22 protein-coding genes are annotated in these 21,486 nt (G+C 71.6%); 13 read left to right on the top strand and 9 right to left on the bottom strand.

Annotated features, from left to right (window positions below; translation table 11 throughout):
• The first annotated feature begins 4 nt into the window (after positions 1–4).
• Entirely contained in the window at positions 5–751 is a 747-nt protein-coding gene (locus tag HNQ07_RS02795) for an IclR family transcriptional regulator (protein WP_229831773.1), read from the top strand.
• Here HNQ07_RS02795 and sdaAB read toward each other — a convergent pair.
• Together sdaAB and crtLm are read right to left on the bottom strand one after the other, a co-directional pair.
• Positions 738–1,403: an L-serine ammonia-lyase, iron-sulfur-dependent subunit beta gene (gene sdaAB / locus HNQ07_RS02790; RefSeq protein ID WP_184109359.1), complete on the bottom strand. Its 666-nt coding sequence runs from the start codon at positions 1,401–1,403 to the stop codon at positions 738–740. The genes HNQ07_RS02795 and sdaAB overlap by 14 nt on opposite strands.
• Before the next feature lie 31 nt (positions 1,404–1,434).
• The gene (gene crtLm / locus HNQ07_RS02785) at positions 1,435–2,664 is read right to left on the bottom strand and encodes a lycopene beta-cyclase CrtLm (RefSeq protein ID WP_184109358.1); all 1,230 of its coding nucleotides are present in this window, start codon (positions 2,662–2,664) and stop codon (positions 1,435–1,437) included.
• Positions 2,665–2,791: 127 nt separating this feature from the next.
• On the opposite strand from crtLm, the gene HNQ07_RS02780 reads away from it, so the two are divergent.
• From HNQ07_RS02780 to HNQ07_RS02770, 3 genes are read left to right on the top strand one after another with little or no spacing between them, the layout of a single operon-like run.
• On the top strand, positions 2,792–3,667 hold the full coding sequence (locus tag HNQ07_RS02780) for an alpha/beta hydrolase (protein ID WP_184109357.1): 876 nt from the start codon (positions 2,792–2,794) through the stop codon (positions 3,665–3,667).
• A 49-nt stretch (positions 3,668–3,716) separates the two neighbouring features.
• Entirely contained in the window at positions 3,717–4,097 is a 381-nt protein-coding gene (locus tag HNQ07_RS02775; protein ID WP_184109356.1) for a hypothetical protein, read from the top strand.
• Positions 4,098–4,111: 14 nt separating this feature from the next.
• Positions 4,112–4,492: an inorganic diphosphatase gene (locus HNQ07_RS02770; RefSeq protein WP_229831774.1), complete on the top strand. Its 381-nt coding sequence runs from the start codon at positions 4,112–4,114 to the stop codon at positions 4,490–4,492.
• Positions 4,493–4,501: 9 nt separating this feature from the next.
• On the opposite strand, the gene HNQ07_RS02765 is transcribed toward HNQ07_RS02770, so the two are convergent.
• The 3 genes from HNQ07_RS02765 to HNQ07_RS02755 form a co-directional block, all read right to left on the bottom strand.
• Positions 4,502–5,452, bottom strand: a complete 951-nt coding sequence (locus HNQ07_RS02765; RefSeq protein WP_184109355.1) for a hypothetical protein — start codon at positions 5,450–5,452, stop codon at positions 4,502–4,504.
• A 212-nt stretch (positions 5,453–5,664) separates the two neighbouring features.
• Positions 5,665–6,381: a response regulator gene (locus HNQ07_RS02760; protein WP_184109354.1), complete on the bottom strand. Its 717-nt coding sequence runs from the start codon at positions 6,379–6,381 to the stop codon at positions 5,665–5,667.
• Complete coding sequence (locus tag HNQ07_RS02755; protein ID WP_184109353.1) at positions 6,378–7,991, bottom strand: ATP-binding protein; 1,614 nt, start codon at positions 7,989–7,991, stop codon at positions 6,378–6,380. The genes HNQ07_RS02760 and HNQ07_RS02755 overlap by 4 nt, the downstream gene beginning before the upstream one ends.
• A 205-nt stretch (positions 7,992–8,196) precedes the next feature.
• On the opposite strand from HNQ07_RS02755, the gene HNQ07_RS02750 reads away from it, so the two are divergent.
• From HNQ07_RS02750 to HNQ07_RS02740, 3 genes are all read left to right on the top strand, one after another.
• Positions 8,197–9,150, top strand: coding sequence for a Bug family tripartite tricarboxylate transporter substrate binding protein (locus tag HNQ07_RS02750; RefSeq protein ID WP_184109352.1), 954 nt, complete (start codon positions 8,197–8,199; stop codon positions 9,148–9,150).
• Between the two features lie 94 nt (positions 9,151–9,244).
• Positions 9,245–9,763 (top strand): tripartite tricarboxylate transporter TctB family protein, encoded by a 519-nt coding sequence (locus HNQ07_RS02745; protein WP_184109351.1) that lies wholly within the window; start codon positions 9,245–9,247, stop codon positions 9,761–9,763.
• The gene (locus tag HNQ07_RS02740; protein ID WP_184109350.1) at positions 9,763–11,259 is read left to right on the top strand and encodes a tripartite tricarboxylate transporter permease; all 1,497 of its coding nucleotides are present in this window, start codon (positions 9,763–9,765) and stop codon (positions 11,257–11,259) included. The genes HNQ07_RS02745 and HNQ07_RS02740 overlap by 1 nt, the downstream gene beginning before the upstream one ends.
• 58 nt (positions 11,260–11,317) lie before the next feature.
• Here HNQ07_RS02740 and HNQ07_RS02735 read toward each other — a convergent pair whose 3' ends face one another.
• Positions 11,318–12,511, bottom strand: a complete 1,194-nt coding sequence (locus HNQ07_RS02735; RefSeq protein ID WP_184109349.1) for an aminotransferase class V-fold PLP-dependent enzyme — start codon at positions 12,509–12,511, stop codon at positions 11,318–11,320.
• 98 nt (positions 12,512–12,609) lie between these two features.
• On the opposite strand from HNQ07_RS02735, the gene HNQ07_RS02730 reads away from it, so the two are divergent.
• Genes HNQ07_RS02730 through HNQ07_RS02705 form a run of 6 tightly spaced genes read left to right on the top strand, consistent with a single transcriptional unit; the run spans position 12,610 to position 17,980 of the window.
• Entirely contained in the window at positions 12,610–13,065 is a 456-nt protein-coding gene (locus tag HNQ07_RS02730) for a GbsR/MarR family transcriptional regulator (RefSeq protein ID WP_184109348.1), read from the top strand.
• Positions 13,062–13,955, top strand: a complete 894-nt coding sequence (locus HNQ07_RS02725) for an ABC transporter ATP-binding protein (protein ID WP_184109347.1) — start codon at positions 13,062–13,064, stop codon at positions 13,953–13,955. The genes HNQ07_RS02730 and HNQ07_RS02725 overlap by 4 nt, the downstream gene beginning before the upstream one ends.
• Positions 13,945–14,748, top strand: a complete 804-nt coding sequence (locus HNQ07_RS02720) for an ABC transporter permease subunit (RefSeq protein ID WP_184109346.1) — start codon at positions 13,945–13,947, stop codon at positions 14,746–14,748. Before HNQ07_RS02725 ends, HNQ07_RS02720 begins: the two co-directional genes overlap by 11 nt.
• 56 nt (positions 14,749–14,804) lie before the next feature.
• Entirely contained in the window at positions 14,805–15,692 is an 888-nt protein-coding gene (locus tag HNQ07_RS02715) for a CAP domain-containing protein (protein WP_184109345.1), read from the top strand.
• Positions 15,693–15,727: 35 nt separating this feature from the next.
• Positions 15,728–17,080: an FAD-dependent oxidoreductase gene (locus tag HNQ07_RS02710; protein ID WP_184109344.1), complete on the top strand. Its 1,353-nt coding sequence runs from the start codon at positions 15,728–15,730 to the stop codon at positions 17,078–17,080.
• A gap of 57 nt (positions 17,081–17,137) precedes the next feature.
• Entirely contained in the window at positions 17,138–17,980 is an 843-nt protein-coding gene (locus tag HNQ07_RS02705; protein WP_184109343.1) for a prephenate dehydratase, read from the top strand.
• A 54-nt stretch (positions 17,981–18,034) separates the two neighbouring features.
• Here HNQ07_RS02705 and HNQ07_RS02700 read toward each other — a convergent pair whose 3' ends face one another.
• The 3 genes from HNQ07_RS02700 to HNQ07_RS02690 are packed head-to-tail and all read right to left on the bottom strand — an operon-like array spanning position 18,035 to position 21,344.
• Positions 18,035–19,396, bottom strand: coding sequence for an acetyl ornithine aminotransferase family protein (locus HNQ07_RS02700; protein WP_184109342.1), 1,362 nt, complete (start codon positions 19,394–19,396; stop codon positions 18,035–18,037).
• A 5-nt stretch (positions 19,397–19,401) separates the two neighbouring features.
• Positions 19,402–19,902, bottom strand: a complete 501-nt coding sequence (locus HNQ07_RS02695) for a DUF4274 domain-containing protein (protein WP_184109341.1) — start codon at positions 19,900–19,902, stop codon at positions 19,402–19,404.
• Positions 19,903–19,916: 14 nt separating this feature from the next.
• Complete coding sequence (locus tag HNQ07_RS02690) at positions 19,917–21,344, bottom strand: KamA family radical SAM protein (protein WP_184109340.1); 1,428 nt, start codon at positions 21,342–21,344, stop codon at positions 19,917–19,919.
• Positions 21,345–21,486: the final 142 nt, after the last annotated feature.

Raw genomic sequence — 21,486 nt, 5'->3', positions numbered from 1 at the left:
CCGCGTGCCCACCGGCTCGTCGCTCCAGGCCACCATGGACGTCCTGTCGGCCTTCGATGCCGACCACACCGAGTGGCGACTTTCGCCGTTGTCGCGCCACCTCGGCGTGCCGACGAGCACGCTGCACGAGCAGCTCCTCACGCTGACAGCCACCGGCCTACTGAGCCGTCACGGCCGGGGCCGCTACCGGCTGGGGTGGCGGCTGCTCAAGCTGTCGAGCGCGCTGTACGGCAGCCTGCCGTGGTACGGCCCGGCGCACGACGCGATGGAGCGGGTGGCGCGCGCCGCCCACCGCCTGGCCTTCCTGAGCGTGCTGGACGGCGAGGACCGCGTGCTGTGCGTGGCCCGCAGCGTCCAGGGCCGGGACGGGCCGCCCGTGGCGGGCGAACTGGACTTCGAGCTGCCGGCCCACGCGACGGCCAGCGGCAAGCTGCTGCTGGCGCTGGCGGGCCGGCCCCTGCCCCACCCGGCCCCGGCCTACACCGCGCTCACCGTGACGTCACCGGCCGCGTGGAATGCCGAGGCCGCCCGCATCCGGCGGGACGGCTACGCGGTCACGCAGGACGAGTGGGCACTCGGCACCGGCAGCGTGGCCGTGCCCATCCAGGGCGGAGACGGAGCGGTGCTGGCCGCCCTGGGCGTGAGCGTCCCCACGCCCCACCTGCACGCGCACGAGATGCTGCTGCGCACCGTGCAGGACGCCGCCGACGGCGTGGGCTGGCAGCTCGGGTTCCGGCCTAGCCGTCCATGAGTTTGGGCAGCATCCGCACCCACGTCACGTCCGGCCAGCGGCCAAGGAAGGCCAGCGCCTCCGCACTAAGGGCCTGATCGAGTTCGATGGCCAGCAGGGCGTGTCCGCCACGGGTGTCGCGCGTGCACGTCAGGGTGGCGATGTTCACGCCGTCGGCCGCGATCGTGCTGGCGATGCGGGCGATCATGCCGACCGCGTCGGCGTAGCGCAGCAGCGCGGTGGGGCTGGCTCCGCTGAAGTTCACGCCCAGGCCCTGCACCCGCGTCACGTGGATCACGCCGCCGCCGGTGGAACTGCCCTGCACGGTGAGCCGCTGCGTGTCGCCGTGCAGGTCGATGCGGGCGGTGTTGGGGTGGACGTCGCCCAGATCGGTGTCGCGGAACTGGAACTCCAGACCCGCGGCCTGGGCCTCCTCGAACGCGCGCGGCAGGCGGTCGTCGTCGGGGCGCAGACCGAGAACGCCAGCGATCAGGGCGAGGTGCGTGCCGTGCCCCCGTCCGGTCTTGGCGAAGCTGGCATGCAGGTCGATCACCGCCGTCCGGGGCGCCTCGCCCAGCAGGTGGTGCGCGACCAGGCCCAGCCGGCACGCGCCCGCCGTGTGGCTGGAACTGGGCCCGATCATGACAGGACCGATCATGTCCAGGAGGCTCATGGGCGCAGTGTAGTCCGCGCGCGCCAGGCCATCACGGCGCCGCCGCGTGCCACGCGGCCGTGAGCGCCCGGACGCTGACGGCCGGCTGCCCCAGCGCGGCGCGGGCCAGCGGGCCGCGCACGGCCGCCGGAGCGTCCAGGAACAGGCGCAGCATGGTGCGCGACAGCGTGCCGGCCGGGGTGTCCGGGCCGAGGAACGCGCGCCACTGCTCGGGCGGCAGCCGGAAGAAGGCGTTGAAGAACGCCGGCAGGGCGGCGCCGGGCAGGCCCAGCAGGGCGTGGACGCCCAGCAGGTGCACCTCCCGCGCCGCGCGCCGGGCCGGGGGCCACAGCACGTCCCAGCCGGCCCGCGCGGGATCGGCGCCCCTCTGGAAGGCCGCGTGGACCGCGTCCGCGACGGACTCCGACAGCCTCAGCGCAGCCGCCACCTGGAAGCCGCTGATGGGATGCACCAGCCCGGCCGCCGCCCCGAAGGCCAGCAGCGGGCCGGGCGCGGGTGCGGCGCCGTTCATGGGAAACGCGACCCATTCCGTGCTGTGCACCTCGCGGGGGGGCGTGCCGGCGGCGTCCAGGCGCGCGTGGAGCCGGGCCTCGAGCACGCGCCGGGACACGGCCGGGCGCGCGATCAGGGTGGTCTCCTCCACGAAGTAGCGGTCGCCCCCCAGGTGCATGGCATACAGGAAGGTCGGCTCGCCGCCGGGCGGTCCGGCCGGCCGGTAGTCCATCCAGACCATCGAGCCGGGCGCGATGGGTGGCCGGTCGAAGGTCGCGGTCAGGCCCCACGCGGTCTGGAGCGCGGCGCCGCCGGGGTAGGTGGTCGGCGTGAGGGCGCCGCCGTGCCCTGCGGCGTCCACGACCAGCCGCGCCGACCAGCACTCGCCGGCCGCGCCGTGCACGTGGTGACCACCGGCCGTGGGCGTCACCGACCGCACCGTGCCCACCGTCCAGCAGAGGCCTGCGCCGGCCCGGGCGAGCAGCCCCTCCATCAGCGCCGCGTTGTCGAGCAGGGCGTACGGGCGGTGCAGCGGCCGGGGGTGGTCGTCCGTGTACACGCGCACGTCCGTCCACACCTGGGCGGTCATGTCGGTGGCCCACCCGGGCAGGTCGTCCAGCCACACGCCGTAGGTCGCCGGGAACGGTGTGGGGGGGTGCGGCGCGACCAGCCGCACGTCCAGTCCACGCCGCGCCAGGGCCGACGCGAGCGCCGTGCCGGCCGGGCCACCACCCACCACCACGACGTCGCTGTGTGCCGGGCCGGTCATCGCGGTCAGGCTATCCCGGTCGCGTTCGGTGAAGTGTAGGTTTCACGCGCTCGGCCGCGGCGTCGCTGAAGGAAGAGTGTGGGGTCCGCGGCCGTGACCGCGCCGGCGATTGCCTATGCTGCGCGGCATGTCGAAGGTTTCCCGTTCTCCCTGGCTGCTGCTGGGGCTCGTGGTCGGCGCCGCGGTGCTGGCCGGCTGCTCGCAGCGCAGCGCGCAGGACACCCTGAACCGCGCCGTGTCCACCTCGGGGCTCGACGTCACGCGGGACGTGGCGTACGGCCCGGACACCCGCAACCGCATGGACGTGTACGCGCCCCACGGCGCGGCGAACGCTCCGGTCGTGCTGTTCGTGCACGGCGGCTCGTGGGAGGGCGGCGACAAGGACGGCCACAAGTTCGTGGGCGAGTCCCTGGCCCGCGCCGGCTACGTGACGGCCGTGATGAGTTACCGGCTGGCCCCGCAGAACCGTTACCCGACCTTCGTGCAGGACACCGCGCTGGCCCTGAAGGTGCTGCGCGAGCGTGCCAAGACCTTCGGCGGCAACCCGGAGAACGTGTTCGTGATGGGCCACTCCGCTGGCGCCTTCAACGCGGTCGAGGCGGTGGACAACGCGCGCTGGCTGCGCGAGGTGGACGTGCCGGTGTCGGCGGTGCGGGGCGTGATCGGCGTGGCCGGGCCGTATTCCTACGACTTCCGGAGCCTGCCCAGCGCGCGGGCCTTCCCCGAGGGCGCCACGCCGGACGAGGTGATGCCGGACCGCCACGTGCGGCCGGACGCGCCGCCGCACCTGCTGCTGGTGGCCGGCAGCGACCGCACCGTGGGCGCGCAGAACGGCGAGAACATGCGCGCGGCGCTCGACCGGGCCGGGGTGCCGGTCACGTTCACGGTGCTGCCGGGCATGGGGCACATCACGATCATCGCGGCGATGGCCCGGCCGCTGACCTTCCTGGGGCCGACCCGCCGCGACGTGATCGCGTTCATCGAGGCGCACCGCCTGCGCTGACGTGCCGCGCCCTTCCGGAGCGCTCACGTGGATGCTCTACCATCTCGGCATGCTGCGCCGCGTCCTGACCGTCTCGTTTGCCGGCCTGCTTACGCTGGGCCTGGCGGGCTGCCGCTACGCCTTCGTGCCGGCGGTCCCCAGGCCCGTGGAGGTCACCCTGACGCCCCGCGTGACCGGCGCGAGCCTGATCCGCAGCGGCTCAACCCTGACCGTGAAGGCGCGGGTCGACGGCCGCTTCGAGCCCGCGTACCTGAAGGTGCAGTGGTTCGACGGCAGCCGCGCGCTGGGCGAGGACAGCGTGTACCTCGACGCCGCGCAGCCCACCGCGACCTTCACGCTGGAGGCGCCGGACCAGGGCGCATACCGCGCGGTGCTGTCGCTGGGCGGCGTGGTGCTGCGGCAGGTCGAACTGTACGAGGTGCAGCCCTGAACGCCGGCGGGCCGGTGGGCACCGAGTGGGCGGGCGTGGTGGAGTGGTCGGCCGGCACCGTGGAGCGCTGGGTGTGGCAGGGTGGGCGCGTGGTGCCGTACCGCACCGAGCCGCGGCCCGCCCCCGTGAACTACGGCTGTGTGCCCGGCACCCTGAACCCAGCCGACGGCGCCGAGGTGGACGCCGTGTGGCTGGGCGACCCCCTGCCCGTCGGCGCGCGGCCCGTGGGCCGGCCGGTGGGCCTGCTGCACCTGCGTGACGGCGACCACAAGGTGATCTTCGGCCACGTGGACGCGGGGCTGGACGGCCTGCTCGCGTGGTTTCCGCCGGAGCGCGGCGCGGCCGTCCAGAACGCCGGGGCGGCCCAGGCGTGGCTGCTCACGACTGTGCGGTGAGCGGGCGGTTCACGGCTCCTGCGCGGGTGGGTCCACGGTGGAAGCAGGCTGGGCCGAGCCTGCCGGGGCAGGCGGCGCCGGCCACGCCTGCATCTGGTCACGCAGACGGGCGGTGACCCACGCGAGCGCGTCGCTGTTCGGGTACGAGATCGCGCTGTGGTCCTCACGGACGGACAGGAAGTGCTGGATGCCGGTGGCGGTGCCGTCCAGGCGGGTGTTGCGCGCCAGTTCGAACAGGTAGTTGACGGGCAGGCCGCCGCTGGCGCTGGTGCGCGCCGGGAGCCGCTTGCTCTGCACCTCCAGGTTCAGGGCCACGTTGGGCCACACGACGTCCTTGAGGGGCACGGTACGGCCCGTGATGCTCACGGCGTCGCAGGCGTCCAGCAGCTGCGGCTCGTCCGGCGCGGCCGGGGGCAGAGCGCGCACGGCCGCGCCGTAGTCCGACCGCCACGCGACGCACATGCCGTCCAGGTCCACCTGCGCGGTGAACGCGACCTCGGGGAAGGTGCGGGTCAGGAGGTGCGCCCACGCGACGCCGTGCGAGTGCGCGACCAGGACTACGCGCGGCGGCATGCCGGAGCGCAGCCACGTCGCCCGCATCCGCGAGACGGCGGCCACCAGCGCCTCGTAGCCGGACTGCGGGCGGGGCAGGTACGGGGACGTGTGGGACGCGGCCGGGTGGCTGGCAAAGCCGGCGACCTCCACGCGGTACCCGGCCGCGGCGTACACGTCGGCCACGGCGTCGAGGGTGCCGCGGGAACTCAGGTAATCCCAGTTGTCGCGCGGCGCCACACACGGCGGCGAGCAGCGACCGGACACGCCCAGAATCACCACGTCCGGCGCGCGACCCGCCAGGTCGAGGGCCGCAGTGCGGGTGTCCCTGACCAGCCAGTGCGGCGCGCAGCCGCTCAGCCACAGCAGCGAGGCGAGGAGGATCGCGGGGCGGAGCAGGACCGGCACGGCCGACCAGTGTAGGCGGGTGGGCGGCCAGTCATCATGACGGCGCTCACGCCCACTTCGGGGGAAGGGCCGCCGCGCCCGCGCCGCGGTCACGGCGCTCGTCCTTTCAAGGGGTGTTCGTGCGCGTCGCCCGCGTGGTCTGGCATCGCTGTGAGTGTGCCCGGCCCAGAACAGGTGACGGTCAGGCTGATGGCCTGCGGCGGTGCCGGCCCTCAGCGCTCGGGATCGGCCGGGCCGGGGCGGGCGGTGTACAGCTTCGCCGGGCGCCCGGAGTGGCCGTACTGGTGTTCCAGGGTGGCGCGGCCGCTGCGCACGAGGTGCTCGAGGTAGCGCCACGCGGTCACACGGCTCAGGCCCAGCCGCTCGCCGACGTCTTCGGCGCTCACGCCCTCGCCGGCGCCGCCCAGCGCCTGCGCGACGCGCTCCAGGGTGTGGGGGTCGACGCCGCGCGGCAGCGGCTCCACACCCCGACCCTGCACGCCCAGCAGCCGGTCGAGGCTGCCCTGGTCGAGGCGCGGCAGGGCCGGGCCCGGCGCGGGCGGCAGCCGTCGCGCCCGGTGGCGGGCCAGCAGGTCGGCCAGCCGCGCGCCGGTGAAGGGCTTGATCAGATAGTCAAAGGCGCCGTGCGCCAGGGCCAGGCGGACGCTGGCCTCATCGTCGGCGGCGGTGATCAGCGCGACGTCGGTGGTGCGGCCCACCGAGCGCCAGTGACGCAGCAGACCCAGGCCGCTGCCATCGGGCAGGTGCACGTCCAGCAGGATCAGGTCGGGGTTCAGCGCCTGTGCCAGCGCGTCGCCCTGCGCGCAGGTGGCCGCGCTCCCGACCACGTGCACCTCCGGGTCGCGTTCCAGCAGATCGCGGTTGACCCGCGCCACCCGCTGGTCGTCCTCGACCAGCAGTACGCGCACGCTGGGCGTGCGGCCGGTCATGCTCCCACCTCCAGCGGCGCAGCGCCGGGCGCGCGGCTGGTGGGGGGCGGCAGGCTCACCTGGAAGACGGTGCGGCCGCTGCGGCGCACGTAGCGCAGTTGCCCACCCAGCGCCTGCACACGCGCCTGTACGCCTGCCAGCCCGTAGCCGCGGCCCTCGCCCTTGCTGCTCGCGCCGCGGGTGTAGAGCCGCTCCTGCACGTTGGGCGCCACGCCGGGCCCGGTGTCCTCGACCTCGACCTGCACGCCGTCCGGGTCCTCACCGATCAGGACCGTGACCACGCCGGGCTGGCCGGCCAGCGCCTCGAAGGCGTTCTCGGTCAGGTTGCCGACCGCCGTGACCAGCGTGTCCGCGTGCCGTTCCCACACCGGGGAGAGCATGCTGCCCTCCGCGACCTGGAAGTCGATGCCGAGTTCCTGCGCCCGCTCGCGCTTGCCGGCCAGCAGCGCGACCAGCCGCGGCACCTGCACGTCGCGCAGCAGCTGCCGGAACTCGGCGTCGGCGCGGATCTCGGCGTTCAGCACGCGCAGCGCCTCCTCGTGCCGGCCCAGTTGCAGCAGGCCCGACAGCACGTGCAGGCGGTTCTGGTACTCGTGCGTCTGGGCGCGCAGCACGTCCACAAAGCCGCGCGCGTGCGTGAGTTCGTCCGCCAGGGCCAGCACCTCGGCGCGGTTGCGGAAGCCCACGATGAAGCCCCCGCCGTCGAGGCCGCCGCCGTCGAGCGGCTCGACGTTCACGAGGTACGGCTGGCCGCGCAATTGCAGTTCCAGGTTCTGCTGGCGGGCGTGACCGGGGCTGAGGTCCGCGAGTTCCGGCCACACCCGCGCCAGAGGCACCGGCGTGGACGGCACGAGCAGCATGTCGGCGGCGCGCGCGCTCGCCAGCGTGATCTGCCCGCCGCGGTCGACCGCGATCACGCCCTCGCGCAGCGCGGCCAGCACCGCCCGCTGCTGCCTGGCCAGCGCCGCGATCTCCTCGGGCTCCAGATTCAGGATCTCGGCGCGCAGCCGCCGCGCGGCCCACACAGCGCCCAGCGTGCCCAGGCCCAGCGCGAGCAGGATCCACGGCAGCAGGCTGACCAGCGCCTCACCGACGAGGTGCCACGCCTGGGGCATCAGGTAGCCGGTGCTGACCACGCCCACCACCTGCGTGCCGGGCTGCGCGCCCGTCCAGATGGGCACCTTGCCGCGTACGCTGACGCCCAGGCTGCCGCGCGCGACCGAGATCACCTCGCGGCCCGACAGCGGCTCGTCGTTGTCGCCGCCCTCCATGGGTTTGCCCAGGCGGTCCTGCAGGGGGTGCACCAGGCGGATGCCGCGGCGGTCACCCACCACGATGAAATCCGCCTCGGCCTGCACGCGCATGGCGTTGACCTCGGCGTTCAGGGCGGCGTCCTGGTTGCCCGCCTCGGCCGCGCGCACGACCTCGGGCAGCGTCGCCACGATGCGGCTGGTGGTCATGGCGCGCTCGCCCAGCCGGTCACGCGCCTCGCCGTACAGGTGCAGGGTCTGCACGCCCAGCAGCAGGGCCGTCATGCCGCACAGCACGAGCAGGTGCCAGCGCACCAGCCGGCCCTGCAGGCCGGAACGGGGAAGGCGGAAGGCAGTCATAGGACGTGATGCCGATTGTAGAACCGGGCCATCAGCGCGCCGTGCCCTAACGTGCATTGCGTTCACCACTGTGCATTGTGGTCACGAAGAACACCGTGTCAGACGCATGCGAGCCTTGAAACCAGGGGGACGTGGGGCTAGGGTGTGGACAATCACAACCCACTTCACGGACGCCGCGCTGCGCGCCGTCACCCGGAGGTACCCCATGAACGCCAAGAAGACCCTTCTGGCCCTGTCCGCCCTGCTGCTGATCGCCCCCACCACCCTGGCTCAGGGCCTGTCGAACGTGCGCATCATGGCGCCCGCCGCGCCCGGCGGCGGCTGGGACCAGACCAGCCGCGCCATCCAGACCGTCATGCAGGACGAGGGCATCGTCAAGCCCGTCACGGTGTTCAACGTGCCTGGCGCGGGCGGCACCATCGGCCTGGCGCAGCTGTACAACGCCAAGGGCGACGGCAGCCAGATGATGACCATGGGCCTGGTGATGGTGGGCGCGATCCTCACGAACTCCAGCAAGGTCGACCTGAGCCGCGTGACCCCGCTGGCCCGCCTGACCGGCGAGTACGAGGTTCTGGTCGTGCCGGCCAGCAGCCCCTACAAGACCATGAAGGACTTCGCCGCCGCATGGAAGTCCAACAACGGCCTGGCAGTCGCCGGCGGCAGCGCGGGCGGCACCGACCACATCCTGCTGGGCCTGCTCGCCAAGGCGAACGGCATCGACCCCAAGAAGATGAACTACGTGCCGTTCAGCGGCGGCGGCGAGGCCCTGGCGGCCGTGCTGGGCAACCAGGTCGCGGGCGCCATCGCCGGCTACGGCGAGTTCGAGGCGCAGATCAAGGCCGGGCGCCTGCGCGCCATCGGCATCTCGGCGCCCAAGCGCCAGGCCGGGATCGACGCACCGACCTTCAAGGAGCAGGGCTTCAACGTGGAACTCGCCAACTGGCGCGGCATCGTGGCCGCCCCCGGCGTGAGCGCCGCCGACCGCGACGCCATGATCGCGGCCCTGAACAAGATGCACGCGACCAAGGCGTGGCAGGATACGCTGAAGACCCGCAACTGGACCGACCTGTACATGAGCGGCAGCAAGTACTCGCTGTTCCTGAAGGTCGAGGCGGCGCGCGTCAAGGGCATCCTGCAGGACATCGGCCTCGTGAAGTAACGTTCGGCCGGCGGGGGCGGCGTGCACCGGCAGCGGTCACCCGCCCCCCCGTCCGTGTGCTGCTTCGTTCCCGCGCTCCAGGAGGCCTGTCCCGATGTCTGACCCCACTCCGCCCCTTTCCCGTGCTCCGCGCTCCGGCGTGAGCGTCCCGGACCTGCTGGTCGCGCTGGGCGTCACCATCGTCGGCGCGCTGCTGCTGTTCGGCGCCTTCGCCATTCCCTTCGGGATCAACGCGGTCGTCGGGCCGCGCGTGTTCCCGCTGATCGTCGGGGGCGGCACGCTACTGCTGGGCGTGATCCTGACCGCGCTGACGCTGCGCGGCGACCGCGCCGAACCGTCCGCCGAGGAGGACACGGACCCGGACGCGCCCGCCGACCTGAGCAGCCCCGGCGTGATCCTGGGCGGCTTCCTGCTGGGCAGCGTGCTGCTGGCCCCGCTGGGCTTCGTGATCGGCACCGCCGTCATGTACTTCAGCGTGGCCTTCGCCTTCGGGGAGCGCCGCTACGCCCTGATGACCGCGATCTCGCTGATCGTGGCGCTCGTGACCTACGTGGTGTTCACGCGCGGCCTGGGCCTGAGCCTGCCGGCGGGCGTGCTGAAAGGACTGCTGTAATGGACGCCCTGCACTCCCTGTTCGCGGGCTTCGGCACCGCCATGACGCCGCTGAACCTGCTGTGGGCGCTGATCGGCGTGACCCTGGGCACGCTGGTCGGCGTGCTGCCCGGCATCGGCCCGGCCCTGACGGTGGCGCTGCTGCTGCCCGTGACCGCCAAGCTGCCAGCCGTCAGCGCGTTCATCATGTTCGCCGGCATCTACTACGGCGGCATGTTCGGCGGCTCCACCACCTCGATCCTGCTGAACACGCCCGGCGAGTCCAGCTCGATCATCACGGCGCTGGAGGGCAACAAGATGGCCCGCCGGGGCCGCGCGGCCGCCGCGCTCGCCACCGCCGCCATCGGGTCGTTCGTGGCCGGCACCATCGGGACGGTGCTGCTGACGTTCTTCGCGCCGGCCATCGCGGACATCGCCGTGCAGATTCCGCCCAGCGCCAAGTTCGCCCTGATCATGCTGGCGTTCGTGACGATCAGCGCGACCTTCGGCGGCTCTCCGCTGCGCGGCCTGATCAGCCTGTTCTTCGGTCTCGCCATCGGCCTGATCGGCACCGACTCGCAGAGCGGCCAGGCACGCTTCACGCTGGGCCGCCCGGAGCTGCTCGACGGCATCGACTTCATCACGGTCGTGATCGGTCTGTTCGCCATCGGGGAGACGCTGTACGTCGCCAGCCGCTTCCGCAAGACCCAGGACGTCATCAAGCTCGAGGGCGGCGCCACCATGAACCGCGACGACTGGCGGCGCTCGTGGAAGCCGTGGCTGCGCGGCACGGCGCTGGGCTTTCCCTTCGGCGCCATTCCCGCCGGCGGCGCCGAGATTCCCACGTTCCTGAGCTACACCCTGGAAAAACGCCTCAGCAAGCACCCGGAGGAGTTCGGCAAGGGCGCCATCGAGGGCGTGGCCGGGCCGGAAGCGGCGAACAACGCCTCGGCTGCGGGGGTGCTGGTGCCGCTGCTGACCCTGGGCCTGCCGACCAGCGCGACCGCCGCGATCCTGCTGGCCGCGTTCCAGCAGTACGGCCTGCAACCGGGGCCGCTGCTGTTCCTCACGAACGCCGACCTAGTGTGGGGCCTGATCGCCTCGCTGTACATCGGCAACGTCATGCTGCTGCTGCTGAACCTGCCGCTCGCTCCCATCTGGGCGCGGCTGCTGCTGATTCCCCGCCCATACCTGTACGCCGGCATCCTGGTGTTCAGCACGGTCGGCGTGTACTCGCTGAACAACTCGGTGTTCGACCTGTTCCTGCTCGCGCTGTTCGGCGTGATCGGCTACGGCATGCGCCGCTTCGACTTCCCGGTCACGCCCGCCATCATCGGCGTGGTGCTGGGGCCGACAGCCGAGTCGTTCTTCCGCACCGCCCTGCAGCAGAGCAACGGCGACGCCACGATCTTCCTGCGCAGCCCGCTGACGGTGTTCATCCTGCTGATCGTGCTGCTCGCGCTGGTCGTGCCGCCGGTCCTGCGGGCGCGCGCGCGCCGGGCGGCCCCGACCGCCTGACCCACACCGCAACGAGAAGAGGCCGGACAGTGACTGTCCGGCCTCCTCCGTTGGCTCTTCAGTCCTTCAGCGCGGCCCACGCCGCCTGCACGGCCGCGCCCCGCTCGACCTTCACACCCAGGCCGGCGAAGGCGTCCTCCAGCACCCCGGCGATCGCCAGGGCGTCGTAGCGGTCGGCATAGCCCATGGTGCTCACTCGGAACACCGTGTCCTCGTGTGGGGCCTGGCCGGCCAGCGCCCGCTGGCCCATCGCGGCGAGGCGCGCGGCGACCTGCCGGCCGGTGAGGCCATCGGGCGGGGTGAGCACGGCGACCGCGGGGCTGGTGCGCGCTGCCCACGCGGGCGCGCCCAGGACGGTGCCGGCGGCGATCAGCGCGTCGGTCTTGCAGCGCTGCTCGGCCCACAGCACCTCCAGCGGCACGGCCAGCAGGCGCTCGAGCGCGGTGGACAGCGCATAGATCAGGTTGATGGCCGGCGTCTGCGGGGTGCTGCCGGCCTTCTGGCCCGCCAACTCGCGCGTCATGTCGAGATAGAAGCCCTTTTCCGGGTTCCTGATCAGGCGCTCCTGCACCTCGGGGCTGAACAGCACGAAACCCAGGCCGGGCGGCGTGGCGGTGCCCTTCTGGCTGCCCGACACGATCACGTCCACGCCCCACGCGGCGGGCCGCAGTTCCGCCACGCCGTATGACGTGATGCAGTCCGCGATGATGATGAGATCGGGGTTCTGCGCGCGGGCCGCCGCCGCGATGGCTTGGAGGTCGTGCAGCGCGCCGGTGCTGGTCTCGCTGTGCGTGATCAGCAGGGTATGCGCGTCCTTCGCGGCGTCCGCGACCTCGTCCGGGTCGAGCACGCCGCCCCAGGGCTGGGCGACAATCCGGGTGTCGTAGCCGAAGCGCCGGGCCATCTCGCCCCAGCGTTCGCTGAACTTGCCCGCCTGGGCGTTCACCACGGTGGCGCCGGGCGGCGTGGTGCTGATCAGCGCGCCCTCGAAGGCCCCGGTGCCGGACGTGGTGGTGATCACGGCGTCGTAGGGGTCGCCCAGCAACTGCGTGAGCTGCGCGCGGGCCTCCATCAGCTTGGCGATGCCTTCTGCGGCGCGGTGGTGCATCTGCGGCTGTGCGAGTTGCAGCAGCACGTCCGGCGCCACCTCGACCGGGCCGGGCGCGATCAGGCGGGCGCGGTTCAGGGGCGTGTACGCAGGCAGGTCGGCGGTCGGCGCGGGGGCCAGCGGAGCGGGCGCGGTGCGGGTCATGCCCCAGGGTAGTCCCGCAGCGAGCCGGGCGCATCCAGCCGTCTGAACGTGATGCGACGCAGTTTTCAGAAAGTTCTGGAAAGTCATACGCTTATGGAATGGATGAACCGCTGCAGTTCATCGAGCGGGCGGGGGTGCTGCTGGAAATGATCGGGATGCCGCGCATCTCCGGGCGGGTGCTGGGCGCGCTGCTGTGTGCGCCGCCGGGCGGGCACACCGCCGCCGAGCTGAGCAGTCTGCTGCAATCCAGCCGCGCGGGTGTCGGCACCGGCCTGAAGCACCTCACGCTGATGGGGCTGATCGAGCACGCCCCGAATCCCGGCGAGCGCGCCGACCGTTTCCGCGTGAAACCGAACGCGTGGGCCACCCTGACCGAGCAGGGCAACCGCAAGCTGGACACACTGGTGCGGCTGGCCGACGAGGGCCTGGCCGCTCTGCCGCCGGGCGGCGATCCGGGGCCGCTGCGCGAGATGGCAGCGTTCTACCGCCTGTGGCTGCGGCTGTTCCCGTCGGTGCTGGCCGAGTGGCACCGCGCGAAGGAGGAGTCCACGTGAACGCCATCGAGACCAGCGGTCTGGGCAAGGAGTACGCGCCGGGCGTGGGGCTGCGGCCCATGACCCTGGAGGTCGCGCCCGGCGAGATCTTCGGGTTCCTGGGGCCGAACGGTGCGGGCAAGACCACCGCCATCCGCACGCTGCTCGGCTTCCTGCGGCCGACCGCCGGATCGGCCCGCATCCTGGGCCACGACGTGTGGCGTGGGCGCGAGGCCGTACATGCCCGCGTGGGCTACCTGCCGGGCGAGATCAAGCTGCGGCCCGAGTGGACGGCGGGCGAGGTGATCCGCCGCGCGGCCGCCCTGCGCGGCCAGCACGACCTGGCGCACAGCCTGACCGTGGCGCGGCGGCTGGCGCTGGACGTGACCCGGCGGGTGGGCACCCTCAGCAAGGGCAACCGGCAGAAGGTGGGCCTGTGCGCCGCCCTCGCGGCCCGCGCGGACGTGTTGATCCTGGACGAGCCGACCGACGGCCTCGATCCCCTGGCGCAGGACACGGTGCTGGCGCTGCTGCGGGAAGCGCGCTCGGAGGGCCGCACGGTGTTCCTGTCCAGCCACGTCCTGACCGAGGTGGAGCGCGTGGCGGACCGCGTGGGCCTGATCCGCGCGGGCGACCTCGTGCGGGTGGACGACCTCGCCGCCCTGACCGCCGGCCTGCCACAGCGCGTGAGCGTGCACTTCGCCGCGTCCCCCACCCGCGACTTCACGGCGCTGCCCGGCCTGACGGACGTGGTTAGAGAAGGGCACGAGCTGCACGCGAACTGGCGAGGCGCGCCCGGTGACCTCCTGCGCGCGCTGGCGGACGAGGAGCTTTCCGCCTTCAGCGTCACGCCGCCCACCCTGGAGGACGCCTTCCTGGGCGAGTACCGGGGGACCGGCCATGACCGCTGACCGGGCGTGGCTGGAGCTGTGGCAGCACGCGCTGGCCGACCACCGCCGCGCGTGGCTGGGCTGGTCGGCGGGCCTGTTGGCATACACGCTGCTGGTGCTCGCGTTCTACCCCACGGTGAAGAACGACCCCAGTGTGAACGAGATCGTGCAGAACCTCCCAGACGCCCTGAAGGCGCTGTTCGGCACGGACTTCACCAGCCCGGCGGGATACATGGGTGGGCGGCTGTACTCGCTGATGCCGGCGCTGCTCAGCGTGTATGCAGGCCTGACCGGCGCCGCCCTGATCGCCGGGGACGAGGGGCGCGGGTGGCTGGAGGGGCCGCTGGCGCAGCCGGTGTCACGGGGCGCGCTGCTGCTGGGACGCACGCTGGCCCTGCTGACGCTGCTGCTCGCGCTGGGCGGCGTGCTGTTCGTGGCGAGCTGGGGGCTGGGCCAGGTGTTCCAGGCCCCGCTGCCGGCCAGTCGGGTGCTGGAGACCAGCGCGCTGTTCACGCTGGGCGCGTGGGTGTTCGGGGCGCTCGCCCTCGCAGTGGGCGCGGCGACCGGCCGGCCGGGCCTCGCGGCGGGCGTCGGGGCGGGTCTGGGCGTGGGCCTGATGGTGCTGCACACCCTCAGCGCCCAGGTGCCCGCGCTGCGGGACGCCGCGTGGCTGAACCCATGGACGGTACCGCTGCGAGACGCGCCGCTGACGCACGCGGTCAGTCCCGCGCCTCTGATCGCATGCGCCGTGGTGGGCCTCGTGCTGGTCGGGCTGGCCCGGCCCCTGTTCACGCGGCGGGACATCGGCGGCTGACCTTTAGGATTGCCGGCGTCAGGGCGCCGCAAGGCGCGGAGATGAAGAGTGGATGAATGTTCCGCTGCGCCCCTGTCCTCTCCGTCCTTGCCGCCCTGCTCGGCCTGTGTTCTGCGGCCCACGCGCAGCTTCCGGACGTGACGACGCAGGCGCTGGCCGCGCTGCCGTGGCCGCTCGCAGCGAACGAGCCCGTCACGGACGCCCTGACCTTCGCCCTGGTGGTGCAGCAGGACTTCCAGGCCTGCGGGCAGGACGCACGCCCCGATCCGCGCCTGAACGACCTCGCAGGCCGGATGCTGCGCGGCTTCAAGATCGACCGCGCCGCCTTCACGGCCGCCGGGCTGCCGGTCAAGGCGGCCGGCATGGTGCTCGTGCCGAAACTGACGAGCTGGGAGAAGGTGCGCGACTCGCTGGCGAACCAGTGTGGGAACCGGGTGGGTTACCCGCGCTACGGCGTGGCCGTGGACGGAACGCGCGCGGCGCTGGTGTACGCCCGCCCCGCCGAACTCGACCTGAGCGCGAGGGCCACGTGGAACGCCGCCATGCTAAGCGGCCTGAACGAGGCCCGCCGCCAGGGCCAGCGCTGCGGCGACACGCTGTATCCGGGGGTGGGGCCGCTGACCGCGGACGCCACCCTGGCGCAGGCGGCCACGCAGCAGGTCACGGAACTGCCGCAGTACAACTACCGGGGCCACGTCAACCCCGTGACCGGCAGCACGCCGCCCACGCGCGCCCAGGCCGCCGGCTGGCCGGACGCCGAGGTCGCCGAGACACTCGCCTACGACGCCCTGACGCCCGATGAGGCGGTGCGGGCGCTGCTGGACAGCCCGCCGCACTGCCGGATCATCATGGACGCCCGCTGGAGGCGCGTGGGCGTGGACGAGAACAACGGCCTGCCCGGCACCGTGTTCACCACCTACTGGGCGCAGGTGTACGGGCGGTAAAGGCCCACTCTTCACGGCCGAGGTACGCTCGGCCCATGCGTCTCGTGATCGTGGGCGGCGTGGCCGCCGGAATGAGTGCCGCCAGCCGCGCCCGCCGCTTCGACCCCGCCGCGCAGATCGTGGTGTTCGACCGCGGCGAGTGGATCAGCTACGGCGCGTGCGGCCTGCCCTACGTGCTGGGCGGCGACGTCGAGGACTTTGGTGATCTGGTCGCCCGCACGCCCGAGCAGATGCGTGCCCGCGGCATCGGCGTGCGGCTGCGGCACGAGGTCACGGGCATCGACGCCGCCGCGCGCACCCTCACGGTGCTCGACCGGGACGCGGGCCGCACCGTCACGGAGCCCTACGACCGCCTGCTGCTCGCCACCGGCGTGTCGCCGGTCCGCCCCGACTGGGCGACCACGGACCTCAGCGGCGTGCACGTCCTCAAGGACATCCCGGACGGCCAGGCCATCCAGGCCAGCCTGGACGGCGCCCGGCGCGCGTGCATCGTCGGCGGGGGGTACATCGGCCTGGAACTTGCCGAGAACTTCCGGGCGCGCGGCCTGAGCGTGGTCATGCTGGAAAAGGGACCGGACATCGCCGGCCGCGTGCTGGACCCGCCGTACCAGCAGCGCGTGCGCACGGTCGTCGAGGAGCACGGCGTGGACGTCCGCTGCGGCGTGACCGTGACGGGGCTCACCGGCAAGGGCGGCCGCGTGACGGGCGTGCAGACGGACGCCGGGCTGGTCCGCGCGGACGTGGTGGTCGTGTCGGTCGGCGTGCGGCCCAACACGGCGCTCGCGCGGGCCGCCGGCGCCCGGATCGGTAAGACCGGCGCGGTCGCCGTGGATGCCCGCCAGCTCACCAGCGTGGACGGCGTGTACGCGGCCGGCGACAACGCTGAGGCCACGCACCGCGTCACGCGGCGACGGGTGCACATCCCGCTCGGGCTCACCGCCAACCGCATGGGCCGCGTGGCCGGCGTGAACATGGCCGGCGGGCACGCCACCTTTCCGGGCATCCTGGGCACGGCCATCTTCAAGACCTTCACCCTGGGCGTGGCCCGCACCGGCCTCACCCAGACCGAGGCGGACGCGCTGGGCCTGCACGCGCACTCGGTGGACGTGAGCAGCACAGACCACGCCGGGTACTACGCCGACGCCAAACCCATCCACGTGCGCCTGACCGCCGAGCGCGGCAGCGGCCGCCTGCTGGGCACGCAGATCGTCGCACACGGCCACCTGAGCGCCAAACGCGTGGATGTGGTCGCCGCCCTGCTCCAGCAGCGCGCCACCGTGCAGGATCTCTTCGACTGCGACCTCGCGTACGCCCCGCCGTTCTCCAGCGTGTGGGACGTGCTGCTGGTCGCCGCCGACCGCCTGCACCGGGACGTGCGGGCGGGCTGAGCGGACTGTCTACCCGCGCGCGGCGACGCCGCCGGCACGCTGCGCTAGCCTCCGGGCATGACCACGCCGGCCTCCGACCTGACCGTCGCCTACCAGGGCAATCCCGGCTCATACGGCGAGATCGCCGCGCTGAACGCCGTCGCGCATACCACGGCCACCCGCGGCTACCCGACCTTCCACGAGGTCGCGCAGGCCGTCGAGAACGGCGAGGCCGAGTACGGCGTGCTGCCGGTCGAGAACTCGCTGATGGGCGCGATCCACCAGTCCATCGACCTGCTCTCGGAAACCGACCTGCACGTGGTGGGCGAGGTGGTCGTGCGCGTGTCCCACTGCCTGATGGCGCTGCCCGGCGTCGGCCTGGACGACATCCGCCGCGTGGCCAGCCAGCAGCCCGCCCTGGACCAGTGCACGGTGCTGATCCGCAAGCACGGCTGGCAGCCGGTGGCCGCGCACGACACCGCCGGCAGCGCCAAGAACCTCGCGCAGAGCGGCGAGCGCGACCTGGCCGCCATCGCCAGCAGCCGCGCAGCCGAGCTGTACGGCCTGAACATCCTGGCGAGCAACATCGAGGACGAGCCCTTCAACTACACGCGCTTCATGATCCTGCACCGCCACGAACCCGCGCCGTCGGACGCGCCGCACAAGACCAGCCTGGTGTTCGCCGTGCGCCACACGCCGGGCTTCCTGGTCGAGACGCTGAACGAGCTGCGCGGCCTGAACCTGTCGCGCATCGAGAGCCGCCCGCGCCGCGACCGCGCGTGGAGCTACCTGATGTACGTGGACATCGAGGGCGACGCCCGCGATCCGCAGGTGGCGCAGGCGCTGGCCGGCGTGCTCCGCAAGGCCAGTTACGCGAAGATCATCGGCTCGTACCCCCGCGCGCTCGACACCGTGGGCTGAATCCACGTAAAGGGGCGGGCCGGTCGTGAGATGACCGGCCCGCCCGGGTGCGTCTCAACGCAGGGCGCGCAGCGTTTCCCGCATGATCTCCAGCCCGGTCGCCGCGTCTTCCCTCGTCAGGATCAGCGGCGGGCTGATGCGGATCACGGCCTCGCCGCAGTCGAGGTTCAGCAGACCGCGCTCGAACATCGCCAGGCTCGCCTCGTCCCTCAGTTTCCCGTCCGGGCGGCCGTCGGGCGTCACGAACTCCAGCCCGATGAACAGCCCCTCGCCGCGCACGTCGCCCAGGCAGGGAAACTCGGTCTGCATGGTCCGCAGTTCGCTCAGGATGTAGGCGCCCACGTCCCGCGCGTTGGCCATCAGGCTGGCGCCGCAGCCAGGGTGCTTGACCACGCCCTCCAGCAGGTCGAGGGTCGCGTGCGCTGCCGCCGCCGCCACCGGGTTCCCGCCGTACGTGCTGCCGTGCGATCCGACGGGCCACGTCATCACGCTCTCCTTCGCCAGCATGGCGGAGATGGGCATGCCCGACGCGATTCCCTTCGCCACCGTCACGATGTCCGGCTGCACGTTGAAGTGCTGGAACGAGTACATCTTGCCCGTACGGCCCATGCCCGCCTGCACCTCGTCGAAGATCAGCAGGATGCCGTGCGCGTCACACAGGGCGCGCAGCTTCGGCAGGAAATCGGCCGGCGGCACGATGTACCCGCCCTCGCCCTGCATGGGCTCGACGATGATCGCCGCGACCTCGTCTGCCGGAAGCACCGTCTGGAACAGCCCCTCGATGTGGTCGATCACCGCCTGGGCGCAGGTGTCCGCCGTCGCGCCCAGCGGAGGCCGGAACGGATTCGGGTACGGCACGTGCGACACGTTCGGCAGCAGCGGCCCGAACCCCCGCTTGTACTTCGTCTTGCTGCCCGTCAGGGTGATCGCCCCGTACGTGCGTCCATGGAACGACCCGATGGTCGAGATGATGTGAGACCGCCTCGTGTGGTTGCGGGCGAGCTTCACCGCCGCCTCCACCGCCTCCGCGCCGCTGTTTCCAAAGAACACGCGCCACTTCTCGCCGGGCTTCTCGATGTGGCGCACCATGCGCTCCGCGAGGCTGGTCGTGATCTCCTGCGGGTAATCGGTAAGGCACACGTGCGTGAAGCGCGTGATCTGTTCCTGCACGGCCTTCACCACGTGCGGATGCGCGTGCCCGGTCGTGGACACCGCGATGCCCGCGAAGAAATCCAGCATGGTGTTTCCGTCCACGTCAGTCAGCCACACGCCCTCGCCGTGATCCGGCACGAAGGGGTACGGCCGCATGTACGAGGTCGAGAGGTGCCGGGCGTCACGCTCCATGATCGCGGCCGTCTTGGGGCCAGGAAGTGCGGTCTTGAGTTCAGGCTGGCGGGGTTTGGGAAGGGTAGTCATGAGAATTACTCCTTGTCCAGTTCTTTCCAGACAGCTTCTACAACGTGCGGGGGCATTCCGTCATCCCAGCCTTCAGGGATATCTGAATGGCTTAATTTGCGACCAGGAGTTTTCACCTTCATCGACGTTGGAATCTGAATACCTTCAGCACTCTCGGGGTACTCGGCGACCCAGTCAGTTTCACTCATTGAGTCGGCCGAAGGGTCGAACCCGATGTCCGATTCTGCATAGAAGCCATCAGCAAATTTCTTTTCAGTATCCCTAAGCAGTACGAGGGTTGGTTTCGCCCAGTCCGAAACGTCATCAATACTGCGAAACTTTGTATAAAATCCCGGACCCATCATCCAATAAATTGCATGGGCCGCTGCCTGCGGACAAATCGGCTGATCGACCATCCAGTGCAGCAGTTCCTTGTCGTCGTAATTCGTTGTCGTGGCGACGAAAAACCATTCTTCGGCAGAAGCAGTAGAGAGAAAATCCTTCATCATTTTCAGTTGATCGCCCATGCTCATATTCTTGCTCAGTCCCCGCTCACCGGCATCTGCTCCTGCGCCATGCCATCCGGCGCGGTGTCCGTGACCACCACACTCTCCCCAATGCCGTGCGCAGCCCATTTGTCCTCGCGGCTGTTGAGGCGGTGCTTGGTCGCGCCGGGACGGTTGCGGCTCTCGCTGAATTCGCGGGGCTCGATGCTGATGCGCTCGCCTTCCATCAGGCCGTAGATGCCGCTCTGGCCGGGTTCGCGGCGCTGCCACTCGGCGGGCACGGCCATATCGGGGCCGGTGTAGTCGCCCGGTTCGGAGTACGCGGCGATGTAGCCCTCGAAGTTCCGCAGGATCAGCTTCTCCGGGCTGTGGCTCAGGACGTAGTTGGGCGCGACCGGAATCTTGCCGCCGCCGCCGGGAGCGTCCACGACGTAGGTGGGAATGGAATAGCCGCTGGTGTGGCCGCGCAGGCTCTCCATGATCTCCAGGCCCTTGCTGACGGTGGTGCGCAGGTGCCCGGCGCCGTGCACGAGGTCGCACTGGTAGATGTAGTACGGCCGCACGCGGATCTTGACGAGTTCCCGCAGCAGCTTCTGCATGACGACGGGGTGGTCGTTCACGCCGCGCAGCAGCACGCTCTGGTTGCCGAGCGGCACGCCGGCGCGTGTGAGGCGGTCGCAGGCGTCCGCGACCTCCGGGGTGATCTCGCGCGGGTGGTTGACGTGAATGTTCATCCACACCGGGTGGTTTTCACTGAGAACGTCGCACAGTTCCTGCGTGACGCGCATGGGCAGGAACACGGGCACCCGCGTGCCGATGCGGATGATCTCGATGTGCTCGATCTTGCGCAGTTCCGCGAGCAGGCGGCCCAGCACCTTGGGGGCCAGGGTCAGCGGATCGCCGCCGGAGAGCAGCACGTCGCGCACCTGGGGGGTGTTGCGCAGGTAGTTCAGCTGCGCTTCGTACTCGGCGGGGTTGAAGGTCTCGGTGGGATCGCCCACGATGCGGCTGCGGGTGCAGTAGCGGCAGTAGCTGGCGCACTGGGTAGTCACCAGCATCAGCACCCGGTCGGGGTAGCGGTGCACCAGGCCGGGCACGGGGCTGTGCTTGTCCTCGGCCAGCGAGTCTTCCATCATCGCCGTGAAGGGCTCGAGTTCGTGGTGGGTGGGGATCACCTGCCGGCGGATGGGGCAGGTGGGGTCGTCGGCGTCCATCAGCGACGCGAAGTACGGCGTGATGTCCAAGCGGAAGATGCCGTGGGCGCTGGCCCCCTGGAGCTCGGAATCCGTCAGGCGGATCACGGACTGGAGTTCCTCGACGGTGTTGATGCGGTGTTTGAGCTGCCATTTCCAGTCGAACCACTGCTCGTCGGGCACGTCCTGCCAGCGGGCGGCGCGGTGGTTTCTGGGGAGCATGCGTTGCGACCGGGTGGTCGCCTGCGGGTGCGGGGTGTGGGTGCTCATGCGGCCTCCGGTGCGCTGGGACGAATCTCGTGGTGTGCGTCCATTGTCCAGGCGCGGAGCGTGTGTTTTGAATGGGCGCCCTGCCCTTCACATGCCACCTTCGGCGCGCGGGAACCTCGCAAACGCCACCGACGACCTTACA

The organism is Deinococcus metalli (assembly GCF_014201805.1).
In the GTDB taxonomy this organism is placed as follows: domain Bacteria; phylum Deinococcota; class Deinococci; order Deinococcales; family Deinococcaceae; genus Deinococcus; species Deinococcus metalli.
This window is presented reverse-complemented; position numbering and strand designations above follow the sequence as displayed.